This window comes from Pseudomonas sp. GW821-FHT03C07 (assembly GCF_059420925.1).
In genome coordinates this window covers 556656-579260 of record NZ_JBWKUQ010000003.1, presented here as the reverse complement: position 1 = coordinate 579260, position 22605 = coordinate 556656, and the positions used below count along the sequence as shown (strand labels likewise).

22 protein-coding genes and 3 pseudogenes are annotated in these 22605 nt (G+C 60.7%); 23 read left to right on the top strand and 2 right to left on the bottom strand.

The features are described 5' to 3' along the window. Positions 1-18 precede the first annotated feature (18 nt). The 3 genes from colR to AC07VG_RS09035 all read left to right on the top strand — a co-directional run bounded on the left by colR (position 19) and on the right by AC07VG_RS09035 (position 2375). On the top strand, positions 19-702 hold the full coding sequence (gene colR, locus AC07VG_RS09045; protein ID WP_494999449.1) for a two-component system response regulator ColR: 684 nt from the start codon (positions 19-21) through the stop codon (positions 700-702). Then, complete coding sequence (locus AC07VG_RS09040) at positions 692-1972, top strand: sensor histidine kinase (RefSeq protein WP_494999450.1); 1281 nt, start codon at positions 692-694, stop codon at positions 1970-1972. Before colR ends, AC07VG_RS09040 begins: the two co-directional genes overlap by 11 nt. A 178-nt stretch (positions 1973-2150) precedes the next feature. After that, the gene (locus AC07VG_RS09035; protein ID WP_495020891.1) at positions 2151-2375 is read left to right on the top strand and encodes a hypothetical protein; all 225 of its coding nucleotides are present in this window, start codon (positions 2151-2153) and stop codon (positions 2373-2375) included. Positions 2376-2890: 515 nt separating this feature from the next. Here the strand turns inward: AC07VG_RS09035 and fdxA are convergent. Both fdxA and mutS read right to left on the bottom strand, forming a co-directional pair. After that, the gene (gene fdxA / locus AC07VG_RS09030) at positions 2891-3214 is read right to left on the bottom strand and encodes a ferredoxin FdxA (RefSeq protein WP_100938647.1); all 324 of its coding nucleotides are present in this window, start codon (positions 3212-3214) and stop codon (positions 2891-2893) included. A gap of 142 nt (positions 3215-3356) precedes the next feature. After that, on the bottom strand, positions 3357-5936 hold the full coding sequence (gene mutS, locus AC07VG_RS09025) for a DNA mismatch repair protein MutS (RefSeq protein ID WP_495020890.1): 2580 nt from the start codon (positions 5934-5936) through the stop codon (positions 3357-3359). A gap of 188 nt (positions 5937-6124) precedes the next feature. Here mutS and AC07VG_RS09020 point away from each other — a divergent pair, with 188 nt between their 5' ends. The 20 genes and pseudogenes from AC07VG_RS09020 to AC07VG_RS08925 all read left to right on the top strand — a co-directional run bounded on the left by AC07VG_RS09020 (position 6125) and on the right by AC07VG_RS08925 (position 22579). Further along, the gene (locus tag AC07VG_RS09020) at positions 6125-6868 is read left to right on the top strand and encodes a LexA family transcriptional regulator (protein ID WP_494999453.1); all 744 of its coding nucleotides are present in this window, start codon (positions 6125-6127) and stop codon (positions 6866-6868) included. 603 nt (positions 6869-7471) lie between these two features. Then, positions 7472-7819, top strand: a complete 348-nt coding sequence (locus tag AC07VG_RS09015) for a phage holin family protein (RefSeq protein ID WP_100938660.1) — start codon at positions 7472-7474, stop codon at positions 7817-7819. Between the two features lie 171 nt (positions 7820-7990). Further along, positions 7991-8575 carry a phage tail terminator protein gene (locus AC07VG_RS09010; protein WP_495020889.1) on the top strand — a complete coding sequence of 195 codons (585 nt, stop codon included), beginning with the start codon at positions 7991-7993 and terminating at the stop codon, positions 8573-8575. Further along, on the top strand, positions 8572-8754 hold the full coding sequence (locus AC07VG_RS09005; protein ID WP_248794568.1) for a DUF2635 domain-containing protein: 183 nt from the start codon (positions 8572-8574) through the stop codon (positions 8752-8754). Before AC07VG_RS09010 ends, AC07VG_RS09005 begins: the two co-directional genes overlap by 4 nt. Next, complete coding sequence (locus tag AC07VG_RS09000; protein ID WP_494999455.1) at positions 8754-10250, top strand: phage tail sheath subtilisin-like domain-containing protein; 1497 nt, start codon at positions 8754-8756, stop codon at positions 10248-10250. The genes AC07VG_RS09005 and AC07VG_RS09000 overlap by 1 nt, the downstream gene beginning before the upstream one ends. Before the next feature lie 66 nt (positions 10251-10316). Then, entirely contained in the window at positions 10317-10664 is a 348-nt protein-coding gene (locus AC07VG_RS08995; protein WP_248794566.1) for a phage tail tube protein, read from the top strand. Continuing rightward, positions 10661-10957 (top strand): phage tail assembly protein, encoded by a 297-nt coding sequence (locus tag AC07VG_RS08990; RefSeq protein ID WP_100938666.1) that lies wholly within the window; start codon positions 10661-10663, stop codon positions 10955-10957. Before AC07VG_RS08995 ends, AC07VG_RS08990 begins: the two co-directional genes overlap by 4 nt. Before the next feature lie 181 nt (positions 10958-11138). Beyond that, entirely contained in the window at positions 11139-12863 is a 1725-nt protein-coding gene (locus AC07VG_RS08985; RefSeq protein WP_494999457.1) for a phage tail protein, read from the top strand. Next, entirely contained in the window at positions 12844-14130 is a 1287-nt protein-coding gene (locus AC07VG_RS08980; RefSeq protein WP_494999458.1) for a DNA circularization protein, read from the top strand. The genes AC07VG_RS08985 and AC07VG_RS08980 overlap by 20 nt, the downstream gene beginning before the upstream one ends. A 3-nt stretch (positions 14131-14133) precedes the next feature. Next, complete coding sequence (locus AC07VG_RS08975; RefSeq protein WP_494999459.1) at positions 14134-15180, top strand: phage baseplate assembly protein; 1047 nt, start codon at positions 14134-14136, stop codon at positions 15178-15180. Between the two features lie 166 nt (positions 15181-15346). Beyond that, entirely contained in the window at positions 15347-15856 is a 510-nt protein-coding gene (locus AC07VG_RS08970) for a phage baseplate assembly protein V (RefSeq protein WP_494999460.1), read from the top strand. Next, positions 15856-16254, top strand: coding sequence for a phage GP46 family protein (locus tag AC07VG_RS08965; protein WP_494999461.1), 399 nt, complete (start codon positions 15856-15858; stop codon positions 16252-16254). The genes AC07VG_RS08970 and AC07VG_RS08965 overlap by 1 nt, the downstream gene beginning before the upstream one ends. Next, positions 16244-17284, top strand: coding sequence for a baseplate J/gp47 family protein (locus AC07VG_RS08960; protein ID WP_495020888.1), 1041 nt, complete (start codon positions 16244-16246; stop codon positions 17282-17284). Before AC07VG_RS08965 ends, AC07VG_RS08960 begins: the two co-directional genes overlap by 11 nt. Next, the gene (locus AC07VG_RS08955) at positions 17272-17871 is read left to right on the top strand and encodes a YmfQ family protein (protein ID WP_494999463.1); all 600 of its coding nucleotides are present in this window, start codon (positions 17272-17274) and stop codon (positions 17869-17871) included. Before AC07VG_RS08960 ends, AC07VG_RS08955 begins: the two co-directional genes overlap by 13 nt. Positions 17872-17882: 11 nt before the next feature. After that, entirely contained in the window at positions 17883-19439 is a 1557-nt protein-coding gene (locus AC07VG_RS08950; protein ID WP_495020887.1) for a hypothetical protein, read from the top strand. A gap of 160 nt (positions 19440-19599) precedes the next feature. Then, positions 19600-19765 (top strand): annotated as a pseudogene (locus tag AC07VG_RS08945) (glycoside hydrolase family 19 protein); the annotation flags it as partial. A 1-nt stretch (position 19766) separates the two neighbouring features. Then, positions 19767-20037 (top strand): annotated as a pseudogene (locus AC07VG_RS08940) (IS66 family transposase zinc-finger binding domain-containing protein); the annotation flags it as partial. Between the two features lie 45 nt (positions 20038-20082). Further along, positions 20083-20369, top strand: a pseudogene (locus tag AC07VG_RS08935) (phage tail protein); the annotation flags it as partial. 11 nt (positions 20370-20380) lie between these two features. Then, on the top strand, positions 20381-21982 hold the full coding sequence (locus AC07VG_RS08930) for a tail fiber protein (protein WP_495020886.1): 1602 nt from the start codon (positions 20381-20383) through the stop codon (positions 21980-21982). A 9-nt stretch (positions 21983-21991) separates the two neighbouring features. After that, the gene (locus AC07VG_RS08925; protein ID WP_495020885.1) at positions 21992-22579 is read left to right on the top strand and encodes a DUF4376 domain-containing protein; all 588 of its coding nucleotides are present in this window, start codon (positions 21992-21994) and stop codon (positions 22577-22579) included. Positions 22580-22605: the final 26 nt, after the last annotated feature.

Here is a 22605-nt window from a genome sequence, read left to right as displayed (position 1 = left end):
CGTACGGAGAGAGTACCCATGCGAATTCTACTGGTTGAAGACAACCGCGATATCCTCGCCAACCTGGCTGATTACCTGGGGCTTAAAGGCTATACCGTGGACTGTGCGCAGGACGGCTTGTCGGGCTTGCACCTGGCCGCCACCGAGCACTACGACCTGATCGTGCTGGATATCATGTTGCCCGGGATCGATGGTTTCACCCTGTGCAAGCGCCTGCGTGAAGATGCCCGGCGCGACACCCCGGTGATCATGCTCACTGCCCGCGACCAACTGGATGATCGTCTGCAGGGCTTCAAGTCCGGGGCTGACGACTACCTGCTCAAGCCGTTCGCCTTGTCGGAGCTGGCGGCGCGGATCGAAGCGGTGCTGCGTCGGGCTCAGGGCGGTGGACGGCGGGCCTTGCAGGTCGGTGAGCTGAGCTACGACCTCGACACCCTGGAAGTGACCCGAGAAGGGCGCCTGCTCAAGCTCAACCCCGTGGGCCTGAAACTGCTGGCGGTACTGATGCAGAAAAGCCCCCACGTGCTACGCCGCGAAGTCCTCGAGGAAGCCCTGTGGGGCGACGATTGCCCGGACAGCGACAGCTTGCGCAGTCACGTCCACCAATTGCGCCAGGTGATCGACAAACCCTTCGAAAAGGCCTTGCTGCATACCGTGCATGGTGTTGGTTATCGCCTGGCCGAAGGCCGCGATGGAGTTTAAACAAAGCCTCGCCCAGCGGATCATCATCGCCTTTGCGCTGATGAGCGCCTTGGTGGCGGGGACTTTTGCCTTGGGCATCGTGGCGACGGTTCACCTGGTTGAGGAAAAACTGATTTCCGCCGGCCTGGGGGGCGATCTGCAACGTCTGTTGCTGATGGACAGTGTCAGCGACTGGAAGCACCGGCCCGAGCCCGACCAGCTGTTCTACTTCAGTGGTGGTCAGGGCGACTTTGCCTTGCCAAGGGATCTTCGTCACCTGGATGCCGGGTTCCATGAAGTGTTTCGCGAGCAGGTGTCCTACCACGCCATGGTCGAGGTGGTCGACGGTCGGCGTTATGTGCTGTTGCAGGACCAGAGTGATTTTGAAGAGCGTGAGCGCGTGCTGTTTGCCGTGGTGCTGGTGGGCTTCGTCCTGGCCCTGGTCCTGGCGGTGTTCCTTGGCTGGATCCTGGCCCGACGAGTGATGGCCCCGGTGGTGCGCCTGGCCCGCCAGGTGCGTCATCGCGATCAGTTACTGGGGCTGGCACCGCCCTTGGCACCCGACTACGCCGCCGATGAAGTGGGTGAGCTGGCGGTGGCGTTCGATGCCACCCTGGGTCGCTTGCGTGATGCCCTGACCCGTGAGCGGCTGTTCACCAGCGATGTCAGCCACGAACTGCGCACACCGTTGATGGTGTTGGCGAGCTCCTGTGAACTGCTGCTGGAAAACCCGGCCATCGACTCGCGCGGGCGCAATCAGGTTGCACGTATTGCCCGGGCCAGCGAGGAAATGCGCGAGCTGGTGCAGACCTTCCTGATGCTGGCCCGGGCCCAGCGCGAGGACGCGAGCATGTCGCCGCAGGTTTCCCTGAACGCGGTGGCGGAGGACCTGCTCGGTCTGTGGCGCGGCCCCATTGAAGAAAAGGGCCTGAGCTTGATCGTCGATCTTGGCAACCCCCTGGATATCCGCTACAACGCCATCTTTTTGCACGCGGTGATGGGTAACCTGCTGCGCAATGCGTTGCACTACACCGACCAGGGCTTTATCCGCTTGAGCCTGGAGCCTGCCGGGTTCGTGGTGGAAGACAGCGGCGTGGGGATTCCCGAAGAGAAGCGCGAAGCCATGTTCCAGCCCTTCGTACGGGGTAACGAAAAGCGCGGCGAAGGCCTCGGGCTGGGCCTTTCGCTGGTCCAGCGGATCTGCGAAAACCAGGGTTGGCATGTCAGCCTGACCACCATGCAACCCAACGGCTGCCGTTTTCATGTCGACCTGCACGGGTCTGATGCCTGATCGGCGGCGAAATTTTCACCTGGGAAGGGGCGGATTTCTGATCTCCCAGGTAAGCCTTGAGACACGCAGTTTGATCTCAAACGGCCACGACGCCATTCGTCGTTGAGTGCCACGGCCCAAGGAAAACTCAGCTATTTTGAGAATAGGTGTTCAGCAGTCCTGTCAAAGGCTTATGGTAATGAAGTTAGAAGTCGCTCGAGGTTTGTTTCTGGTCAGCGCGCTGGCTGTGGCTTCCCTGGCCCTGGTGGCCTGGGAGCAGCCAGGTCCCAAGGTGCTGACCGCGGCGGTGGGGGCCGGGCATTGTCCTCTGCCCCGTGTCGTCAAGGTGACCGATGCCAAACCCGATCACGATCTGCTGTTGTTCATGTTCGGCCTTTCCCAAGGGCTCAAGCCGCAAAGTTGAAAGCATTCTGTCCGCCTCGCAGGCCTCGCATTGATCGAGGCCTTTTTTATGGGCGACCTTTGCTTGGTCCACGGTTGCTCCTGGGCGTCCCAGACCAGAGTTGGATCCAGAAGTTCTTTTTTAGCTGCTTGAGTGTGTAAGCCATTGCTTACATCTTGCGTAAGCGATCGAGGATAATTTGCCGTCTCGATTACTGAGTGTTTCAGTTAACCAATTGAAATATATAGGTTTTTTGTAATTTTAATGGATCCAATGTTGCGGTGATGGCATTTTGGATCCTGTTGCGGCAACTCAGAAAGTCTTTAATATCGCCCCTGTGTCGACGGATAGACACGGCGATCAAGGACAGATTGCTGGAAGGAACATCGCGGGATGCGATTCATCAGGACGATGAAAGGGAAAAAAGGGACTAGGGAAAAAATGTGGGCGGGTCATACCGCCCCTTTTTTTTGCCTGTAGAAAAGTGCCGCACAAAAAAAGGCCCGCAAAGGGCCTTTTTGTCGGACACGCTGCAATCAGCGTTCGAGATCCTTGATCTTGCCTTTTTTGCCATCCCACTCTTCAGCGTCCGGCAGCGACTCTTTCTTCTCAGTGATGTTGGGCCAGATCTCGGCCAGCTCAACGTTCAACTGAATGAACTCTTGCATGTCCTCCGGGACTTCATCCTCGGAGAAAATAGCCACAGCAGGGCATTCCGGCTCGCAAAGCGCGCAGTCGATGCACTCATCCGGGTGAATGACCAGGAAGTTCGGGCCTTCGTAAAAGCAGTCCACCGGACAGACTTCTACGCAGTCGGTGTACTTGCACTTGATGCAGTTGTCGGTGACGACGAAGGTCATTTCTAGTTCTCTCCTCAGGCGGCGGCAGCGAGACCCTATCAGAATGGGCTCGCCAGGTTTGGGAGCGATAGTCTGCGAACCAGGCTAATAGTCCGCAGCATCCCAAACCGCGCGAGATTCTAGCAGCTTGTTGTCCGCTGCGTTAGATCCGTGTCTTTAATGTATAGAGCATTTCCAGTGCACGACGCGGCGTCAGGTCGTCGAGGTTGAGCTTGGCCAGTTCATCCAGGACCGGGTGCGGCAGGCTGGCGAACATATCGCTTTGCATCGGCGCGGCCGGTTTCCCGGGTTTGGCGACCGGTTGCTCGTGGGGCAGGCTGGTGGTTTCCAGGCGGCTCAGGTGCTCGCGGGCGCGGCTGATCACATCGCTCGGCACGCCGGCCAACTGCGCCACCGCCAGGCCGTAGCTCTGGCTGGCCGGGCCAGGCAGCACGTGGTGGAGGAAGACGATCCGCTCATTGTGCTCGGTGGCGTTGAGATGCACGTTGGCCACCAGCGGCTCGCTTTCCGGCAGTACGGTCAGTTCGAAGTAGTGAGTGGCGAACAGGGTGTAGGCCCGCAGGTGAGCGAGACGTTCCGCCGCAGCCCAGGCCAGGGACAGGCCGTCGAAGGTGCTGGTGCCGCGGCCGACTTCGTCCATCAGCACCAGGCTGCGCTCGGTGGCGTTGTGCAGGATGTTGGCGGTTTCGCTCATTTCCACCATGAAGGTCGAACGCCCGCCGGCCAGGTCGTCGCTGGAACCGATCCGGGTGAAGATCCGATCCACCTGGGACAACTCGCAGCTGGCCGCCGGGACGAAACTGCCGATATGGGCCAGCAGCACGATCAGGGCGGTCTGGCGCATGTAGGTGGATTTACCGCCCATGTTCGGACCGGTGATCACCAGCATGCGGGTGTTGTCGTCGAGCGCCAGGTCGTTGGCCACGAACGGTGTGCTCAGCACTTGCTCGACCACCGGGTGGCGCCCCTGGCTGATGCGCATGCACGGCTCGTCGACAAAGCGCGGGCAGTTCAGGTCCAGGTTCAGTGCCCGCTCGGCCAGATTGCTCAGCACATCCAGCTCGGCCAGGGCCGCGGCGGTGTCCTGCAAGGGCGGTAGTTCGCCGATCAGGGTCTCGAGCAAGGCTTCGTAGAGCATCTTCTCCCGGGCCAGGGCGCGGCTCTTGGCCGACAGTGCCTTGTCCTCGAACTCCTTGAGTTCCGGGGTGATAAAGCGCTCGGCACCCTTGAGGGTCTGGCGCCGGATGTAGTCCGCCGGGGCCGATTCCGCCTGCTTGCTGGGCAACTCGATGAAGTAGCCGTGGACCCGGTTGTAGCCGACCTTGAGGTTGGCCAGGCCGGTGCGGGCTTTTTCCCGGGCCTCCAGGTCGATCAGGAACTGCCCGGCGTTTTCGCTCAGCGACAGTAACTCGTCCAGCTCGGCGTCGTAGCCGGTTTTCAGGACGCCACCGTCACGGATAATCGCCGGCGGGTTATCGATGATGGCGCGTTCCAGCAGGATCGCCAGCTCCGGATAGGTCTTGGTGGTGACGGCCAGTTGCTTGAGGTGCGGGGCGTCCAGTTCGAGCATCGCATCCTGCAACTGCGGCAGGGCGCCGAGGGCATCGCGCAGGCGTGCCAGGTCACGAGGGCGGGCGTTGCGCAAACCGATCCGCGCGAGGATCCGCTCGATGTCACCGATTTCCTTGAGCTGCGGCTGCAGTTTTTCGAAGCGGTAGCTTTCCAGCAGGCAAGTGATGGAGCTCTGGCGTGCCTGCAAGACACGCAGGTCGCGCAACGGGCGGTTCAACCAGCGGGTCAGCAGACGGCTGCCCATGGCGGTCTGACAACGGTCGACTACCGATTGCAGGGTGTTTTCGCGACCACCGGCGAGGTTGGTATCCAGTTCCAGGTTACGGCGGCTGGCGCCATCGAGCACCACGGTGTCGTCCAGGCGTTCATGGCGCAGGCGGCGCAAGTGCGGCAGGGCGGTGCGCTGGGTTTCCTTGGCGTAGCTGAGCAGGCAACCGGCGGCGCCGATGGCCAGGGTCAGGGTTTCGCAGCCGAAGCCTTTGAGATCCTGCACGGAGAATTGCTGGCAGAGGCTTTTGAGCGCAGAGTCCCGTTCGAAATCCCACGGGGCGCGACGACGTGTCCCACGACGCTTTTCCGCAGGCAAGCCCTGTGGCCAGTCGTCCGGGATCATCAGTTCGACCGGATTGATCCGCTCCAGCTCCGCCAGCAGGTTTTCCCAGCCCTTGATTTCCAGGACCGTGAAGTTACCGCTGGTGATGTCCAGCACGGCCAGGCCGAACAGGCGCTCGTCGCCGAGCACGGCGGCGATCAGGTTATCGCGGCGCTCATCGAGCAGCGCTTCGTCGCTGACGGTACCAGGGGTGATGATCCGCACCACCTGGCGCTCCACCGGCCCCTTGCTGGTGGCTGGATCGCCGATCTGCTCGCAGATCACCACCGACTCGCCGAGCTTGACCAGCTTGGCGAGATAGCCCTCGAGGGAATGGTAAGGAATCCCACACATTGGAATGGCCTGTCCGGCCGATTGCCCACGAGCAGTCAGGGTGATGTCCAGCAGCTTGGCGGCCTTCTTCGCGTCTTCGTAGAAGATCTCGTAGAAGTCGCCCATGCGGTAGAACATCAGCTGGTCGGGGTGTTGGTTCTTCAGGCGCCAGTATTGCTGCATCATTGGCGTGTGGCTGGACAGATCGGGGCTATTTTTACTCATCGGATACTTAGGCGGATTCGTTTTGAGTGGAGTGCGAAGTCGAGCGCCTGGCGCGGGACTTTTTCGATGAGGGCAAGGTTAACACGGGCGGTCCGGCGTCCGCAGGCATGGCCTTTTGAAGCTTGTGCAAATGGTTATGCATAAAATATGCAAATCGGCATTTGCCAATCTCAAAAAGCGCAAGCAATATGCGCGTTATGCAAATACGCAACGTTTCTACCGTCCTACGAGCATTGCTCGATCGCCACGGGATCTCCCCCACGGAGCTTCACCGTCGTACCGGCGTGCCCCAATCCACCTTGTCGCGGATTCTCAGCGGGAAGATCGTCGATCCTTCGGACAAACACATTTCGAAGATCGCCGAGTACTTCGGCATCAGTACCGACCAGTTGCGCGGACGCGCGGCGGTTGCCGTCGCCCGGGATCAGGAGCAGGGCACGCTGCACTCCGAACTCAAGGATATAAGCCTGTGGGACGATGACACGCCCGTCGATGAAGACGAAGTGTCCGTTCCCTTTCTTCGCGAGGTTGAATTGGCTGCTGGATCAGGAAGATTCGTCATAGAAGAAAGCGAGAAGGCCAGCCTGCGCTTCGGCAAGCGCAGCCTGCGCCACAACGGCGTGCAGTTCGACCAGGCCAAATGCGTGACCGTGCGTGGCAACAGCATGTTGCCGGTGCTGCGCGACGGAGCCACGGTCGGGGTCAACGCCGGCAAGAGCGCCATCGGCGATATCGTCGACGGCGACCTTTACGCCATCAACCACAACGGCCAACTGCGGGTGAAGCAGCTTTATCGTCTACCGACCGGGATTCGCCTGCGCAGCTTCAATCGCGACGAACATCCAGATGAGGACTACAGCTTCCAGGAGATCCAGGAAGAGCAGATCACCATCCTCGGGCATGTCTTCTGGTGGGGCATGTACGCCCGCTAAGCCTTCCTGATTCGGAAAAAACCCACAGCGATGTGGGTTTTTTTACGCCTGCAAAAAAGCCAAAACCCTTGAGCCGCGCGGCTTCCATGCGTTCGTGCATCGACAATGCATAAATAAATGCATTTGTGCATTGACTGTATATGCATACATGCATATTCTTTGTCTCAAGCCGGCCGGAAAGGTTGGTGACAGGCAGAGATGCCAGGGGCAACCCAGCGCTCTTTAGTGGCACCGCTTCAAAGAACAGGCAGCGATGAACCGGCCTTGACGGTTCAGAGGGTTGGCAACTGACCCGGGTGTGCAGCGTAAAGCACCGTAAGCAGTTATCCGGCGGACAGGGTCGCGGTCGGAGAAACAATTTGAATCGATCCGTACCGCGCCAGTAGCGCCGAAAGATCAGGTGTCCGGCTGGCGCCGCCATCGCCGAAAGCGCGAGCGGTTTCAGGGCAGGGCATCAGGACCGCATTACTGAAAAGCCTGGGCGACCGGGCTTTTTGGAATGCCCACCGAACGCGGGCTCTGAAGAGAACCCTTCACCTTGAACGACAAGCCCAAACCATCACCGGCCAATGAATGGCCCTTTTTTATTGCAGGAGGCGCGACATGACGAGCGAGCAACAAGCGTTGGTGGACATGCCTATCTGGCTGGTCATCTTGCTGGCCGTGGTCGGCGGGGTTTCCGGCGAAATGTGGCGCGCCGACAAGGACGGTGCCCGCGGTTGGGTGCTGCTGCGGCGCCTGGTACTGCGTTCCGGGGCCTGCATGGTCTGTGGCGTGTCGACCATCATGCTGCTGTATGCCGCCGGGGTGTCGATCTGGACCGCCGGTGCCTTTGGCTGCCTGACCGCCATGGCTGGTGCGGATGCCGCCATCGGCCTTTATGAACGCTGGGCGGCCAAGCGCCTGGGGGTGGACGAAGTGCCTCCCCCGGAGACCCGGCCGGAACAATAGACGGACAGCGATCCGCACAAAATGCTCATGCCCCCCTCGGATATCACCAACGGACTGGAGCTGCCGGGCCCGAGAGCAGGGCCCAGCCCGCAAGGACGCGGGCTTTCTGAAGGCGAGTGATCGTCTGTCGAACCCGTCAATCGACGGTTTCTTATTACCCGGTGCCCCCCCATGAACATCACCCCGATCCTCACGCAACTGCGTGCTCAATGCCCCAGTCTTGCCCAACACATCTCGACCGGCCTTGATCTCGACCTGTTGCAAAGCAACACCACGCTGCAAACCCCAGCGGCATTTGTCAGCGTGATCACCGATCTGGCAAGCAAGGACGCCTCACAAAACGTCACCCACCAAACCTTGACCGATCGCCTGGAACTGACCCTGGTGCTCGACGCCAGCAACGGCGCTCAAGCCTTCGACCAACTCCACGGCTTGCGCGCCGAGCTCTGGCGCGCCCTGGTCGGCTTCAAACCCGACACCGATTACAACCCCATCGAATACGACGGTGGCGAACTGATCTCGATCAACGCCAGCCGCCTGCTCTATCGCCTGCATTTCTTCGCCGAGTTCCAACTGGGGCGCAACCGCTCCACGGACCCAGCGGAAACCTGGCACGAGCGCGAATTGGACGGCTTGCCGTCTTTTACCGGGGTCACGGTGAAGGTCGATGCCATCGATCCCGCCGACCCCAATCTGCACCGCCCAGGCCCCGACGGGCGCCTGGAGCTGACTTTCTCTGGAGACGTAACGCAATGACCCAACGCATCACCGTAGTGCCGGCCCCAGGCCGCGCCGTACCGGACCCGGAAGCCGGCGACCTGCTACCGCTCGAAGGCCGTGAAGTGGCTGACGGCGCCTGGTGGCGCCGTCGTCTGGCCGATGGCGATATCACCCTCAACGCCGTGCAAGCGGCACAACCACAGGATGCCCAATAATGGCTATCGGATTCAGCAATATCCCCGCGGACCTGCGTGTTCCGCTGTTCTACGCCGAAATGGACAACTCGGCGGCCAATAGCGCGTCGTCGACCCTGCGTCGGCTGATCGTCGCCCAGGTCAATGACAACGTCACCAGCACCGAAGTCGGCAGCCTGGTACTGGTTTCCAGCGTCGCCCTGGCGAAAAGCATTGGCGGCCAGGGCTCGATGCTCGCCGCGATGTACGACACCTGGCGCAAGACCGATCCGGTCGGCGAGATCTGGTGCCTGCCACTGCGCAATACCGTGGGCGGCCTGGCCAAGGCCGATCTGAAACTGACGGGCGCCGCCACCGAAAGCGGCGTGCTCAACCTGTATGTCGGTGGTGTGCGGGTCCAGGCCGCCGTGGTCAACGGAGCGACCGCTGCCCAGGTTGCCACCACCCTGGCGCTGCAAGTCAATGCCGCTACCGACCTGCCGGTCAGCGCCGTGGCTGTCGATAGTACCGTGACGCTGAGCTGCAAATGGACCGGTGACAGCGGCAACGACATCAGCCTGCAGTTCAACCGCCTGGGCAAAAGCAATGGCGAGCAGACCCCGGCCGGCCTGACCATCGTCACCGCGCCAATGGCCGGTGGTAGCGGTGTACCGGATCAAGTTGCCGCGCTCGCGGCACTCGGCGACGAGCCCTTCGAGTTCATCTGCCAGCCCTGGTCCGATGTGGTGACCCTGAATGCCTGGCAAGCGGCGATGGACGACAGCGTCGGCCGCTGGTCCTGGTCCAAGCAGCTGTTCGGCCATGTCTACAGCGCCAAGCGCGGCACTGTCGGCACCCTGGTGGCCGCCGGTCAAACCCGCAACGACCAGCACGTGACCCTCCTGGCCATGGAGCCGGGTGTGCCACAACCGGTCTGGGTCCAGGCCGCTGCCTTGGCCGCGCGCACTTCGGTGTTCATCTCCGCCGACGCCAGCCGTCCGACCCAGAGCGGCAGCCTGCCGGGTATCGACCCGGCTGCCGCGAGTGAGCGTTTCACCCTGACCGAACGCCAGTCGCTGCTCAGCTACGGTCTGGCCACCGCGTACTACGAAGGCGGTTACGTGCGTATCCAGCGGGCGATCACCACCTACCAGAAGAACGCTTACGGCCAGGCGGACAACTCCTACCTGGACAGCGAGACCATGCACCAGTCGGCCTTTATCGTGCGCCGCCTGCAAAGCGTGATCACCAGCAAGTACGGTCGGCACAAGCTCGCGGCCGACGGCACCCGCTTCGGCGCCGGCCAGCCGATCATCACCCCAAGCACCATCCGCGGTGAACTGATCGCCCAGTACGCCAAGCTCGAACTGGAAGGCCATGTGGAGAACGCCGAAATGTTCGCCGAGCACCTGATCGTCGAGCGCGACAGCCTGGACCCGAGCCGGGTCAACGTGCTGTTCCCGCCGGACTACATCAATGGCCTGCGGGTGTTTGCGCTGCTCAACCAGTTCCGCCTGCAGTACGACGCGGCGGCCTGATCGCCTGCCCACACTGCGTAACCCCAGCCCGCTCGATGCGGGCTTTTTATTGCAAGGAGATACACCATGGGTCAACTGATTGCGGGCACCTGCTACGTCAAAGTGGACGGCGCTCAACTGACTATCAACGGCGGCTGCGAAGCCCCGCTGATGTTCGTCAAACGGGAAACGGTCGTGCCGGGTTTCTACAAGGAAACCGACGTCGCCCCCACTTTCGCGGTAACCGCGCTGTACACGCCGGATTTCCCGCTCAAGCAACTGGTCGCCGGTACCGACATGACCGTCACCTGCGAGTTCAGCAATGGCAAGGTCTACGTCCTGGCCGGTGCCTATCTGACCGACACCCCATCCGCCAAGGGTGACGATGCGACCATCGCGTTGAAATTCGAAGGCATCAAGGGGACCTGGCAATGACTGATCCAGTGAAGTTGCAGGTGCCCATCGAGGCCCACGGCGAACCACTGAGCGAACTCACCCTGCGTCGTCCGACGGTGCAGGAAGTGCGGGCGATCAAGGCGCTGCCGTACAAGATCGACAAGGGCGAAGACGTCAGCCTCGACATGGATGTCGCGGCCAAGTACATCGCGGTCTGCGCCGGTATCCCGCCATCGTCGGTCAACCAGCTGGACCTGTCCGACCTCAACACCTTGAGCTGGGCGGTGGCGGGTTTTTTCATGAGTGCGGCATCGCAGCCATCGGCGAGCTGATTGCGGTCGCCTATGACCTGGCCTGGTTCTGGAAGGTTGACCCCGAACAGATGATGGCCAGGCCACTGGATGTGCTCCGGGAATCCCTGGAGCACGCGCAACGGATCAATGCGATGCAGCAGGTGCAGTGATGGCTACGACAACTAATACGCTCACGGCAAATCCCCAGACGGTTGTGAACATGGCTCTTGTCGTGAATGGCGTCCAGAAAATGGACGACGACATGTCAGCGGTCAGCAAGAAAGTCGAAAGTTTCAAAAAGAGCCTCGAGGACAGCGGCCTGGGTGAGCTGGATCTCTCGGCGCTGTTCAAGGGCGAAGGACTGGCGGCGCCTTTTGTCGAGGGTGTCAAGGCAGCGATCGAGGCAGAAAACACCCTGGCCTCGGCCCGCAAGGGGGCCGAGGGGGCCGAGGGGGCTGATTCAGGGCCCACGGCAAAAAATCTGGCCAGTTTGAGTGAAGCGGTCGACAAGGTTTCCCTGAAGTTCGGCCAGGCGTTGTTGCCTGTGGTGAACTCCGTAGTGACGGCGTTGGTGCCGCTGGTGAGCCGCGTCGCCGAGTTCGTGGCGGCCAATCCGAATCTGGTCCAGGGCCTGGCGGCGGGTGCGGTGGCGTTCACCGTCCTGCAAGCGGCGGTGGCCGGGGTGGCGGCGGTGGTGGCTGTGCTCGCTTCGCCGATCGGTTTGGTCGTGGTGGGCTTTGCCCTTGCCGCGGCGCTGATTGTTGCTTACTGGAAACCGATTTCAGGCTTTTTCAGCGGGCTTTGGGACGGCATCAAAAGCGCGGCGGCCAGCTTCATGTCGGGATTGCACGCGGTGCTCGATTGGTCGCCGATGCCGATGATTACCGCGGGCTGGGAGACGATCAGCGGGTTTTTCGCTGGCCTTTGGGAGTCGATCACGACGGCGGCCGTTTCGGTGTTCGAGTTTTTCAAGGCGCTGTTTTCCTGGACGCCGCTGGGCCTGGTCATGGACAACTGGGTGCCGCTGACAGGGCTCTTCGATTCGATCTGGCGCTTGCTCAAGGCCTTGGCCGCGCCGGTGATGGACTTTCTCAAGGGCGTGTTCGACTGGTCGCCGCTGGGGCTGATCGTCAATAACTGGGGGGCGATCAGCGCTTACTTCGGGGCGTTCTGGGACACGATCAAAGCGCTGAGCGCACCGGCGGTGGACTTTCTCAAGACGCTGTTCGACTGGTCACCGCTGGGGCCGGTCATCAACAACTGGGGCGCTATCAGCGCTTACTTCGACACTATCTGGGCGGCACTGCAAGACCCGGCGCAGTTACTCAAGGACTTCTTCCAGAGCTTGTTCGACTGGTCTCCTGTCGGGCTGATCGTTGCCAACTGGGAGCCCATCAGCCAGGTCTTTTCTGCCTTGTGGGAGGTGTTGCAAAGCCTGGCGGCCCCCGTCATGGACTTTTTCCAGACGATGTTCGACTGGTCGCCGCTGGGGATGATCATCAAGAACTGGGATCCGATTGTCGCCTGGTTCGCGGGCTGGTGGAGCAAGTTGCAAAGCTTTATCACGCCGATCAAAGAGTTGTTCAGTGGTGGTTTCGGTGACTTTGTCGCCAAGGTCACCGGCAAGGTCGAGGGCCTGGCGCAGCAACAAGAGGCGAGCAATGCCAAGGCGGCCAATGACAGCGGTTCTTCTTTCTGGAACTGGGGCGATTCGTCGAGCGGTACTGACTCCGGTCTGACCAGCAACGCCAGCGGCCTGGTCCAGCAAACCGCCGCCAACAACCGCACACAACTTGAAGGCGGTTTGACCGTGAGCTTCAAAGACGCGCCAGCGGGCTTGCGCGTCGACCAAGCGCAAACCAATCAACCGGGCCTGGACCTGACGCCTCGCGTCGGCTATCGCTCGCTTTCCCTCGGAGGTACCTATGGCGACCAGCTGGCGTGATCGTTTGTTGCCGGCGTCGTTTCGCGGCGTACCGTTCTGGGTCGACGTGGCGAAAACCCCGGTCGGCCAGAAAGGCCAGTTGCACGAATACCCTCAGCGTGACCAAGCGTTCTTCGAAGGTCTCGGCCAGCAGGCGAAGATCCATGATCTGACGGCGTTTATCGTCGGTGCCGATTGCCTTGAGCAGCGCGACAGCCTGCTCAAGGCTCTGGAGGAGGGCAGTGGCGAACTGGTCCACCCGTGGCTGGGCCGGATGCAGGTCAAGGTCGGCGCCTGTGATATGACCCAGACCCGCAAGGATGGCGGGCTGGTGACCTTCAACCTGAAGTTCTATCCGGATGAACCGCTGCAGTTCCCCAAGGTCGTCGTCGACACCCAGAAGCAATTGCAGGTGGCGTCGGACACATTGCTCGACTCTTCGCTGGCGCGTTTCGATGGGGCGATGTCACAGATCAACCAGGCGCGGGTCGGCCTGGAAAACCTGCGCAAGGGCATTACCTTGGCGTATCACGTGATCGAACAGGAGTTGCAGCCGCTGATCGAGACATACGCGAACATCTACGCCCTGGTTCGCACGATCAAGGAGTTCCCCCAGCAAGTGAGTGCCGCGGTTAAAGGCGTGCTGGGCGAATTCAAGGGCTTGGTCGGCGAAGTCAAGAGCGTTGTGGGCGAAGTACGGGGCTTGAAAGACTTTGCCGTCCAGGGCTATCACGGCATGCTGGCCGACCTCTCGAAACAGGTCGAGGACGCCAAGTCCCTCGACACCTCACAACTGACCATTGGCAAGGACTCCGCCGCGGCCTCACAGGCCACGGTGAACCTGATCCAGGATGCCTTGCTGGTCCAGATCTCCCAGTTTGTGTCAATGATTCCGGTGGCGACGCCGGCGGTGAAACTGACGACCACACCGTCACTGGCCCAACAAGCCCAGCAGCCGGTGCAACGGGCCGATGTACCGGTGGTCGACGATGTGCTGGCGCTGCGTGACAGCCTCAACGAGGTGATCTGGCAGGCGGCGCTCAAGGCCGACGCGGTGCAGTACCAGGCACTCAGTACCGTCCGTCAGGCACTAACGCAGCATCTCAACGCGGTGGCATCCAACGGGGTGCGGCTGGTTGACCTGACACCCAAGAGCACCCAGCCGGCGCTGGTCGTGTCTTACCAGAAACTCGGCGATGCCACGCGAGTGGGTGAGGTGGTGCAGCGCAACCGGATTTCGCACCCCGGTTTCATCCCGCCGGCGCCGTTGCAGATCTCCCGGGAGTAAGCCATGAACGACATCGACAATGCCGTCGTCCTGTTGGTCGACGGCCTGAGTTATGAGGGCTGGAAGACCATCGAGATCAGTGCTGATCTCGAGCGTCAGTTCCGTACCTTCAAGCTCGGTATCACCTGGAAATGGCCGGGACAGACCGTGGCCGTGCCGATCAAGGCCGGTGCCCGTTGTTCGGTGCTGATCGGCTGCGACTTGGTGCTGACCGGTTATGTGTTCAAGGCGCCTATCAGCTATGACGGCAATCAGATCAGCCTGACCGTCGAGGGCAGTTCGCTGACCCAGGACCTGGTGGATTGTGCGGCCGTCAACCAGCCGAGCCAGTGGCGTGAACAGAGCCTGCTGAAGATCGTCGAAGCGCTGGCCAAACCCTACAAGATCACTGTGCGTAGCGAGATCCCGGAAACCACCAAACTGCAAACCCACAGCATCGTGCCGGGTGAGACGGTATTCAAGTCCATCGATCGGTTGCTGACCTTGTATCGGGTGTTCTCCACCGATGATGCGAGCGGCAACCTGGTACTCGCCAAACCCGGCAGCGCCGGGCGGGCGACTGATGTACTGGAACTGGGCAAGAATATTCTTTCGGCCAATACGCCGAGGGACTACAGCGCGGTGTTCTCCGAGTACCGGGTGATCGGCCAGCACAAGGGCAGCGACCAGAACAGCGGCAGTGCGGTGAGCGAAGTCTTCGGGGTGTCCAGCGAGGCCAATCCGGATCGCAAGCGCGTCACGGTGATCAGCGAAAGCGCGCAGATCACTCCGGTGCTGGCCCAGCAACGGGCTGACTGGGAGCGGGCGGCACGCCGCGCCAGGGTGCTGAAGACCACCTACACCGTGCAGGGCTGGCGACAGTCCAACGGTGATCTGTGGCGACACAACCTGACCGTGCGGGTGAAGGATCCGGTGCTGGACGTGGACCAGGACATGCTTATTTCCAAGGTGACCTGGTCGTTGTCCGCGCAGGGTTCGATCACCACCCTGGAAGTGGCGCCGCCGCAGGTTTTCGAGGCTACATCGGCGCCTGCGAAGGCCAATAAGTAGTCATCCCCGTCTTCCCCGGATGCTGTTCCGCCGCCTTCGCGGGCAAGCTCCGCTCCCACAATGTCCGTGTTTGGCCGAAAGTTCGCGGCGTGACATCAACCCTGTGGGAGCGGAGCTTGCCCGCGAAGGCGGCCTTCCTGACACACCGCTTGCCCAAGGAATCCCCATGAGCCTACTAACACGCCTGCTGGCGCGCGGCATTGTCGTGCTCGCCAACTCGGCCAACAAACTGCAATCGCTGCAAATGCGCCTGACCGCCGGTGAAGTGAGCGACGACATGGAGCACTTCGAGCCCTACGGGTTCACCAGCAACCCGCTGGCCGGCGCCGAAGGTATCGCCACCTTTCTCGGCGGCGACCGTTCCCACGCCATTGTCCTGGTGGTCGCCGACCGCCGTTACCGCCTGCAGAACCTCGCCCCCGGCGAAATCGCCCTCTACACCGATGAAGGCGACAAGATCCACTTCAAGCGTGGCCGGATCATCGATATCGAAACCGGCACCCTGAACATTCGCGCCAGTACCGCGGTGAACATCGACAGCCCGAGCCTGACCCAGACCGGCAAAATCGTCTCCCAGGGCGATCAGGTCGCTGGTGGCATCAGCCAGATGAAACATGTGCACGGCGGCATCCAGCCGGGTAACGGCCAGACCGGCGCGCCGACGGGAGGTGCCTGATGTTCGTATCCAACGACCTGAAGACGGCGCTGACCCGTTCGGTGCTGATCAGCCTGTTTAGCTGGCGTCGCGCCAACAGCGACGACCCGCTTGATGACGATGAGCGTTTCGGTTGGTGGGGCGACAGTTTTCCCTCGGTGACCGACGACCGTATCGGCTCGCGGCTGTGGCTGTTGCGGCGGGTCAAGCTCACCGCGCAGACCCAGCTCGACGCCGAGTTCTATGCCCGCGAAGCCTTGCAATGGCTGCTTGACGATGGCCATTGCAGCGCCATCGAGATTCAAACCGAACGGCTCGACGCCCAGCGACTGAACCTGCGCACGGTTCTGACCCTGGCCAGCGGCGAGCGCCTGGATATCAACCCGAACCATAGTTGGCAGGTGACTTATGCCGTTTGAAACCCCTTCGCTACCGGTGTTGATCAACCGCACCCAAGGCGACCTGGCCGGCGACTCGCTGCGCCAGTCCGATGCACAGGTCCTGGCCCGCACCCTGAGTGGCGCGGCCTTCGGCCTCTACGGTTACCTCGACTGGATCGCCGAGCAGATCCTGCCCGACACCGCCGATGAGACCACCCTGGAGCGCATTGCCGCGCTGCGTTTGCATCAACCACGCAAGGCGGCGCAATCGGCCAGTGGCAGCGTCAGCTATACCGCTGCGGCGGGGGCAGTGCTGGATGCCGGGACCTTGCTGCAGACCAGTGATGGGCGCAGTTACACCGTGACCCTTGGTGGTACCACCAGTGGTGGGACCAATACCGCGCAGATCCAGGCGCTGGATGCGGGCAGCCTGGGTAACGGCGATGCCGGCCTGACCTTGTTTCCGGTACAGCCGGTGCAAGGGATCGGCAATACCTTCACGGTGCTGGACCCGGGCTTGAGCGGTGGTGTGGCGGCGGAAAGTGTCGAGTCGTTGCGGGCGCGGGTGATTCGCTCTTATCGCATTATTCCCAATGGCGGTTCGGCCGCCGACTACGAAACCTGGGCACTGGAGTGCCCGGGGATCACCCGGGCCTGGTGTCGCGGCAGCTACCTGGGGCCGGGCACCGTGGGCTTGTTCGTGATGCGCGACGACGATCCCGTGCCGCTGCCGGATGATGGGCAATTGGCATTGGTCCAGGCCTATATCGATCCGTTGCGCCCGGTGACTGCCGAGTTGCATGTGCTGGCGCCGGTGTTGGTCCCGGTGACTTACACCTTGCGCCTGATCCCGGATACCAGCGCCATCCGCGCTGCCGTCGAGGCCCAGTTGCAGGATCTGCACGACCGTGAGGGTGGCCTGGGTGAAACATTGTTGCTGACCCATATCGCCGAGTCCATCAGCAGTGCCAGCGGCGAGCAGGATCACCTGCTGGTCTCTCCGTCCGCCGATGTGCCGGCTGCCACCAACCAGTTGCTGACCTTCGGAGGTTGCGTATGGCTGGAGTAAGAACCGCCGCGCAATACCAGGAGCAGTTGCGCAGCCTGTTGCCGGCGGGGCCGGCCTGGGACACGGAGCAAGTGCCGGAGATCCAGCAGGTGTTGCTGGGTATCGCCCAGGAACTGTCACGGGTTGATGCCCGGGCCGTGGACCTGCTCAACGAAGTCGACCCGGTGACGGTCAGTGAACTGGTGCCGGATTGGGAGCGGGTGATGAACCTGCCCGACCCGTGTCTGGGGCCCAATCCGTTGTTTGACGATCGCCGTGTGGCGGTGCGTCGGCGGTTGCTGGCGGTGGGTGATCAGAGCATCGGTTACTTCATCGATATCGCCCGCAGCCAGGGCTATCCGAACGCCAGCGTGACCGAACTGCAGACCCCGCGCATGGGCCGGGCACGGTTCGGCAAGGCGCATTTTGGCACCTGGCAGGCGCAGTTCATGTGGACGCTCAACACCGGTGGCCGGCTGCTTATGGGCCGGCGCTTTGGCGCGAGCTATTGGGGCGAGCGTTTTGGTGCCAACCCCGGTAGTGCTCTGGAATGCCTGATACATCGTGCTGCACCGGCGCACACGCTGGTGCACATCAATTATGATTAGGGATTAGGAATATGGATTATCCAAATAGTGTGCCCAATATAGGGCTGGTGAACGGTAAGTTTGTAGATGAAAACCCTGTAACAGGAGTCCCCGGTTCATTGATACCCGCGGCATGGGGTAATTCGATCACTGACGAAGTTGTAAATGTAGTAAAGGCCTCGGGTCTGGTTCCTGATGAGGCTGATCTTGGACAGCTATTGCTGTCTATTCAAAAGATGAATCAATCAGACTCGGTTAAGTACGCTTTAGATACAGGGCAGGGTGGCGCTTATAGTGCGAATTATGTTCCTGCCGTCAAGGCACTTTTAGACGGCGTGGTGTTACGTTTCAAGGCCCAGAATGGTAACACGGGGGCAAGCACCTTTAGTCCGAACGGACTGACCGCAGCGCCGATTGTCGGCACTGCGCACTCCGGGCTCCAGGGCGGCGAGATTGTTGCCAATGGTGATGTATGGGTGCAGTGGAATAGCTCAGTCGGCAGCGGAGCCTGGGTACTGGTCGATAGCACCGGCGGCGCGCTCCAGGTTGCCTCGGCAACAAAGAGCCAGCATGCCATCAGCGCCGGACAGTTCCAAGCCGGAGCCTTGGCTTTCGCTGCAGACTCTGGCGCGGCTAACACCTACGTCTGCGCCTTTACCCCTGCGATCACCGCGCGTGCCGAGGGCCAGGTACTGCGCTTCAAGGTCAAAACGGCCAACACCGGCGCTTCGACTTTCAACGACGGCCTGGGCGCAGTCGCTCTGGTCGGTGGCGCGCATTCAGCCCTTCAAGGTGGCGAGCTGATTGCCAACGGAGATGCTTGGATTCAGTGGACTACCTCAATCGGCACTGGCTCTTACATCCTGCTGTTCTGCACGGGCGCCGCCGAGCAGGTGGCTCCGGCAACGCAGAGTAGCCATGCCGTCAACATGGGCCAGCTATTCGGCGGTCTGAAAGGGGTCGCGCGAATTGCCTCTTCGGGATCATTCACTGTCCCTGCCGGGGTTTCCACTCTTTATCTTTCCGGTTGTGCCGCTGGCGGCGGCGGCGGCGGGGGCGGCGGCAGTAGTTTGGGGGTTCCTACGAGTGGGGCTGGAGGGGGCGGTGGTGGCGCTGGTCAGCAAAGCATTCGGACGTCTTATGCGGTCACGCCTGGGCAGGTTATTGCAATCACTATTGGCGTCGCGGGAACTGGCGGAACGGGTGGTTACGGGGGCGCAACCGGTGGCGATGGTACCGATGGAGGCAGCACTGTTGTAGGCAGTCTGATCACGCTTATCGGCGGATCAAAAGGCAAGGGCGGCATCAGCGGAGGAGCCGGTGGCGGTGGTGGGGCCGGCTATCCAGGTGGCTCTGATGGTGGAGACTGCACAAACAACCAATGTACGGGTCAGGGTGGCATGGGGGGCTCGTCTCCATTCGGTGGTGGTGGAGGTGGTGGCAGGGCTGGTTCTGGCGGGGGCGCCCTTGCCAAAGCGGCTGCTGGCTTTGGTGGTGGTGGAGGAGGTGGCGGCGGATCGTATGGCGCGACGGGTTCCGGCGGTAATGGTCTTGCCGGTACTCCAGGTCTTGTAATTTTTGAGTGGTGATCTGATGAAGGCTTATGTTGTAACCGACCCGCCCCTGACCAGTCTGGAGTGGTCGACTCAGCCAAAATAATCAGCCCGCTCAGCGCGGGTTTTTTCGCCTGGAGAAATTCATGCTCATCACCCAGCAGCAGCTGCAGATCCTTACCGGTTTACTCCGGTTCTGATCGCGCAGGTCGCCCGACAGCCGCAACATATCGCGAACATCCGTCTACGCATCGCGTATGGGGAATGGCAATGCATCGTCTGGCGACGGTTGGAACTATAGCGGTCGCGGGCTGATCCAGATCGCTGGTCGCAGCAACTATCGCCTATGCAGCCTCGGGCTAAGAGCGTCGTCTACTGTCGGCTGATTTACCGCGCACCGAAGTCATCCACGAGCTTCCCGAACGCGAACTGAATTGTGTCTGCAGTTGCCGCAAACACAGCTTGGCGAAGATACCAGCGAACAGCTGGACATCTATGCCGATGCAGGTCCGCGTGATCAAACACATTCGCAAAATCTATGTTTGCCGCGGCTGTGAAGCCGCGCCAGTCACGCCGACAAGCCGGCGCAGTTAATCGAAAAAATATGGCCAGCCCTCGCGCGCTGGTTGTGCTTCAGAGCAACAATAGAGGCAGCAGTTATGAGTGCTAAAAAAGTGTGATGGGCAATCAGAGTACGGCCTACTTTATTGAGATTTCTTGAAGCCAAGGTTATCCCGATGCCAGCGTTAATAAACTACGGACAGCACGGATGGGCGGTGCCCGGTTTGGAGCCTGGAATACGAAATTCATGTGGACGTTTAATGCCAGTGGTCGCCAACTCACGAGGCGGCTTTCAGTGTGAGCCACTGGGGGAAGCGTTTCGGTGTCAATCCCGGTAGTACTCTTGAGTGCTTGATACACCACAGTGCTCCTGCTCATACGCTGGTGCACATCAATTATGATTAGGGAATAGGAATATGGATTATCCAAATAGTGTGCCCAATATAGGGCTGGTGAACGGTAAGTTTGTAGATGAAAACCCTGTAACAGGAGCCCCCGGTTCATTGATACCCGCGGCATGGGGTAATTCGATCACTGACGAAGTTGTAAATGTAGTAAAAGCCTCGGGTCTGGTTCCTGATGAGGCTGATCTTGGACAACTGTTACTGTCTATTCAAAAGATGAATCAATCAGACTCGGTTAAGTATGCTTTGGATACAGGGCAGGCTGGCACTTATAGTGCGAATTATGTTCCTGCCGTCAAGGCACTTTTAGACGGCGTGGTGTTACGTTTCAAGGCCCAGAATGGCAACACGGGGGCAAGCACCTTTAGTCCGAACGGACTGACCGCAGCGCCGATTGTCGGCACTGCGCACTCCGGGCTCCAGGGCGGCGAGATTGTTGCCAATGGTGATGTATGGGTGCAGTGGAATAGCTCAGTCGGCAGCGGAGCCTGGGTACTGGTCGATAGCACCGGCGGCGCGCTCCAGGTTGCCTCGGCAACAAAGAGCCAGCATGCCATCAGCGCCGGACAGTTCCAGGCCGGAGCCTTGGCTTTCGCTGTAGACGGTGGCGCGGCCAACACTTACGTCTGTGCCTTTACCCCTGCGATCACCGCGCGTGTCGAGGGCCAGGTGCTGCGCTTCAAGGTCAAAACAGCCAACACGGGGGCGAGCACGATCAATGATGGGGTTGGTGTGGTCCCGCTAGTCGGCGGTGCGCACGTGGCGCTCCAGGGCGGCGAGCTGGTTGTCAACGGTGATGCCTGGATTCAGTGGAACGCCTCGATTAGCGGTGGTTCGTACATCCTGCTGTTCTGCACCGGAGCGGCGGAGCAGGTGGCGCCGGCCACGCAAAGCCAGCACGCACTACCACTCGGGCAAGCACAAACGCTGATTTCAGCAAGTCAGGATCCGTCTGGGACCCTTTTGTATTTTGCTGGCGTATCTATTCCCAGCGGGTACCTGCTTGCCAATGGTGCGGCCGTCAGCCGAAGCTCCTACGCCAACCTATTCAATGCGCTAACGGTCCAGACCACGGGCAGTACGACCAGCGGTTCAGCGTCAGTAACCTCGGTAGGTTCGACATCCAACATGGCCGTTGGGATGACGATCGGCGGGCCTGGGATCCCGACAGGAACAACCATTTTGGCGATCGGTTCCGGCACGTTCACGCTGTCCCAGAATGCGACAGTGACAGCGGCGGGGGTGGTGCTTGTGGTGGCGCCATATGGGGTTGGAGATGGCTCTACAACTTTTAACCTACCGGATGGGCGAGGCGTAGTCCTGCGTGGTCTAGACAATGGGCGCGGGCTGGATTCCAGTCGGGTACTAGGTACGTATCAGGCCGACCAGCTTCTGGCTCACAATCACACCATCAACGACCCCGGCCACTACCACAGTGCATCATATGTTGGAGGCGGGGGTGGTGCGATTCAGAGTGGCACCCCGGGAACGCAATTCAACAACGTAGCGAACAACACGGGCACGAATACCACGGGCATCACCATCAACAATTCCGCAGGCGGAACGGAAACCCGTATGAAGAACCTTGCCGTAAATCTGATCATTAAATACTAGAGAGGCGACATGCCTAACACTACCGTTGCTTACCAGTGCAATGACCTGGGTGTTTATCTGGGAGAAACCATCGCTCAGGAAGATCCGCTGGATCCTGATAACTTCCTTCTGCCTCCCTACGCAACCATTGTCCCCCCTCCGACCGTCGTCGCCAATCAGCAGGCTGTTTTCAGTAATGGGGCCTGGTCGCTGCAAAATACTCCGGTCCCGGTTACTCCAGAATCGGCCCCATTGACGGTGCAACAGGCCCAAGACCTGGCTCTCTCTACGCTATATGCTGCCTACATCTCTGCCATCACCCAGCCAATCGCCTACACCACGGCAGCAGGTGTCAGCAAGGTCTTTCAAACGGACCAGAACAGCCAAAACTTCCTCGTGCAGGCCACTCAGGGCTACATGCTGGACGGCAGAGTGCCTAGTGGATTTTATTGGGTTTCATCGGACAACGTCCAAGTGCCTTTTGCGCTGGAAGATCTTAAGGGGCTGTATGCCGAGATGCTTGCGCAGGGATGGGCGGCCTTCCAAAAGCTTCAGACGTTGAAGGCACAGGTCAACGCCGCCACCACCGTCGGAGACGTGGCAGGCGTACTACCGTGAGTTGATAGCCATCGATGTGACCGTGG

Excerpts from the sequence above, each read along its gene's own strand:
- colR (WP_494999449.1), top strand. The coding sequence starts at position 19 with ATGCGAATTCTACTGGTTGAAGACAACCGCGATATCCTCGCCAACCTG.
- AC07VG_RS09040 (WP_494999450.1), top strand. The coding sequence starts at position 692 with ATGGAGTTTAAACAAAGCCTCGCCCAGCGGATCATCATCGCCTTTGCG.
- AC07VG_RS09035 (WP_495020891.1), top strand. The coding sequence starts at position 2,151 with ATGAAGTTAGAAGTCGCTCGAGGTTTGTTTCTGGTCAGCGCGCTGGCT.
- fdxA (WP_100938647.1), bottom strand. The coding sequence starts at position 3,214 with ATGACCTTCGTCGTCACCGACAACTGCATCAAGTGCAAGTACACCGAC.
- mutS (WP_495020890.1), bottom strand. The coding sequence starts at position 5,936 with ATGAGTAAAAATAGCCCCGATCTGTCCAGCCACACGCCAATGATGCAG.
- AC07VG_RS09020 (WP_494999453.1), top strand. The coding sequence starts at position 6,125 with ATGCGCGTTATGCAAATACGCAACGTTTCTACCGTCCTACGAGCATTG.
- AC07VG_RS09015 (WP_100938660.1), top strand. The coding sequence starts at position 7,472 with ATGACGAGCGAGCAACAAGCGTTGGTGGACATGCCTATCTGGCTGGTC.
- AC07VG_RS09010 (WP_495020889.1), top strand. The coding sequence starts at position 7,991 with ATGAACATCACCCCGATCCTCACGCAACTGCGTGCTCAATGCCCCAGT.
- AC07VG_RS09005 (WP_248794568.1), top strand. The coding sequence starts at position 8,572 with ATGACCCAACGCATCACCGTAGTGCCGGCCCCAGGCCGCGCCGTACCG.
- AC07VG_RS09000 (WP_494999455.1), top strand. The coding sequence starts at position 8,754 with ATGGCTATCGGATTCAGCAATATCCCCGCGGACCTGCGTGTTCCGCTG.
- AC07VG_RS08995 (WP_248794566.1), top strand. The coding sequence starts at position 10,317 with ATGGGTCAACTGATTGCGGGCACCTGCTACGTCAAAGTGGACGGCGCT.
- AC07VG_RS08990 (WP_100938666.1), top strand. The coding sequence starts at position 10,661 with ATGACTGATCCAGTGAAGTTGCAGGTGCCCATCGAGGCCCACGGCGAA.
- AC07VG_RS08985 (WP_494999457.1), top strand. The coding sequence starts at position 11,139 with ATGGCTCTTGTCGTGAATGGCGTCCAGAAAATGGACGACGACATGTCA.
- AC07VG_RS08980 (WP_494999458.1), top strand. The coding sequence starts at position 12,844 with ATGGCGACCAGCTGGCGTGATCGTTTGTTGCCGGCGTCGTTTCGCGGC.
- AC07VG_RS08975 (WP_494999459.1), top strand. The coding sequence starts at position 14,134 with ATGAACGACATCGACAATGCCGTCGTCCTGTTGGTCGACGGCCTGAGT.
- AC07VG_RS08970 (WP_494999460.1), top strand. The coding sequence starts at position 15,347 with ATGAGCCTACTAACACGCCTGCTGGCGCGCGGCATTGTCGTGCTCGCC.
- AC07VG_RS08965 (WP_494999461.1), top strand. The coding sequence starts at position 15,856 with ATGTTCGTATCCAACGACCTGAAGACGGCGCTGACCCGTTCGGTGCTG.
- AC07VG_RS08960 (WP_495020888.1), top strand. The coding sequence starts at position 16,244 with ATGCCGTTTGAAACCCCTTCGCTACCGGTGTTGATCAACCGCACCCAA.
- AC07VG_RS08955 (WP_494999463.1), top strand. The coding sequence starts at position 17,272 with ATGGCTGGAGTAAGAACCGCCGCGCAATACCAGGAGCAGTTGCGCAGC.
- AC07VG_RS08950 (WP_495020887.1), top strand. The coding sequence starts at position 17,883 with ATGGATTATCCAAATAGTGTGCCCAATATAGGGCTGGTGAACGGTAAG.
- AC07VG_RS08930 (WP_495020886.1), top strand. The coding sequence starts at position 20,381 with ATGGATTATCCAAATAGTGTGCCCAATATAGGGCTGGTGAACGGTAAG.
- AC07VG_RS08925 (WP_495020885.1), top strand. The coding sequence starts at position 21,992 with ATGCCTAACACTACCGTTGCTTACCAGTGCAATGACCTGGGTGTTTAT.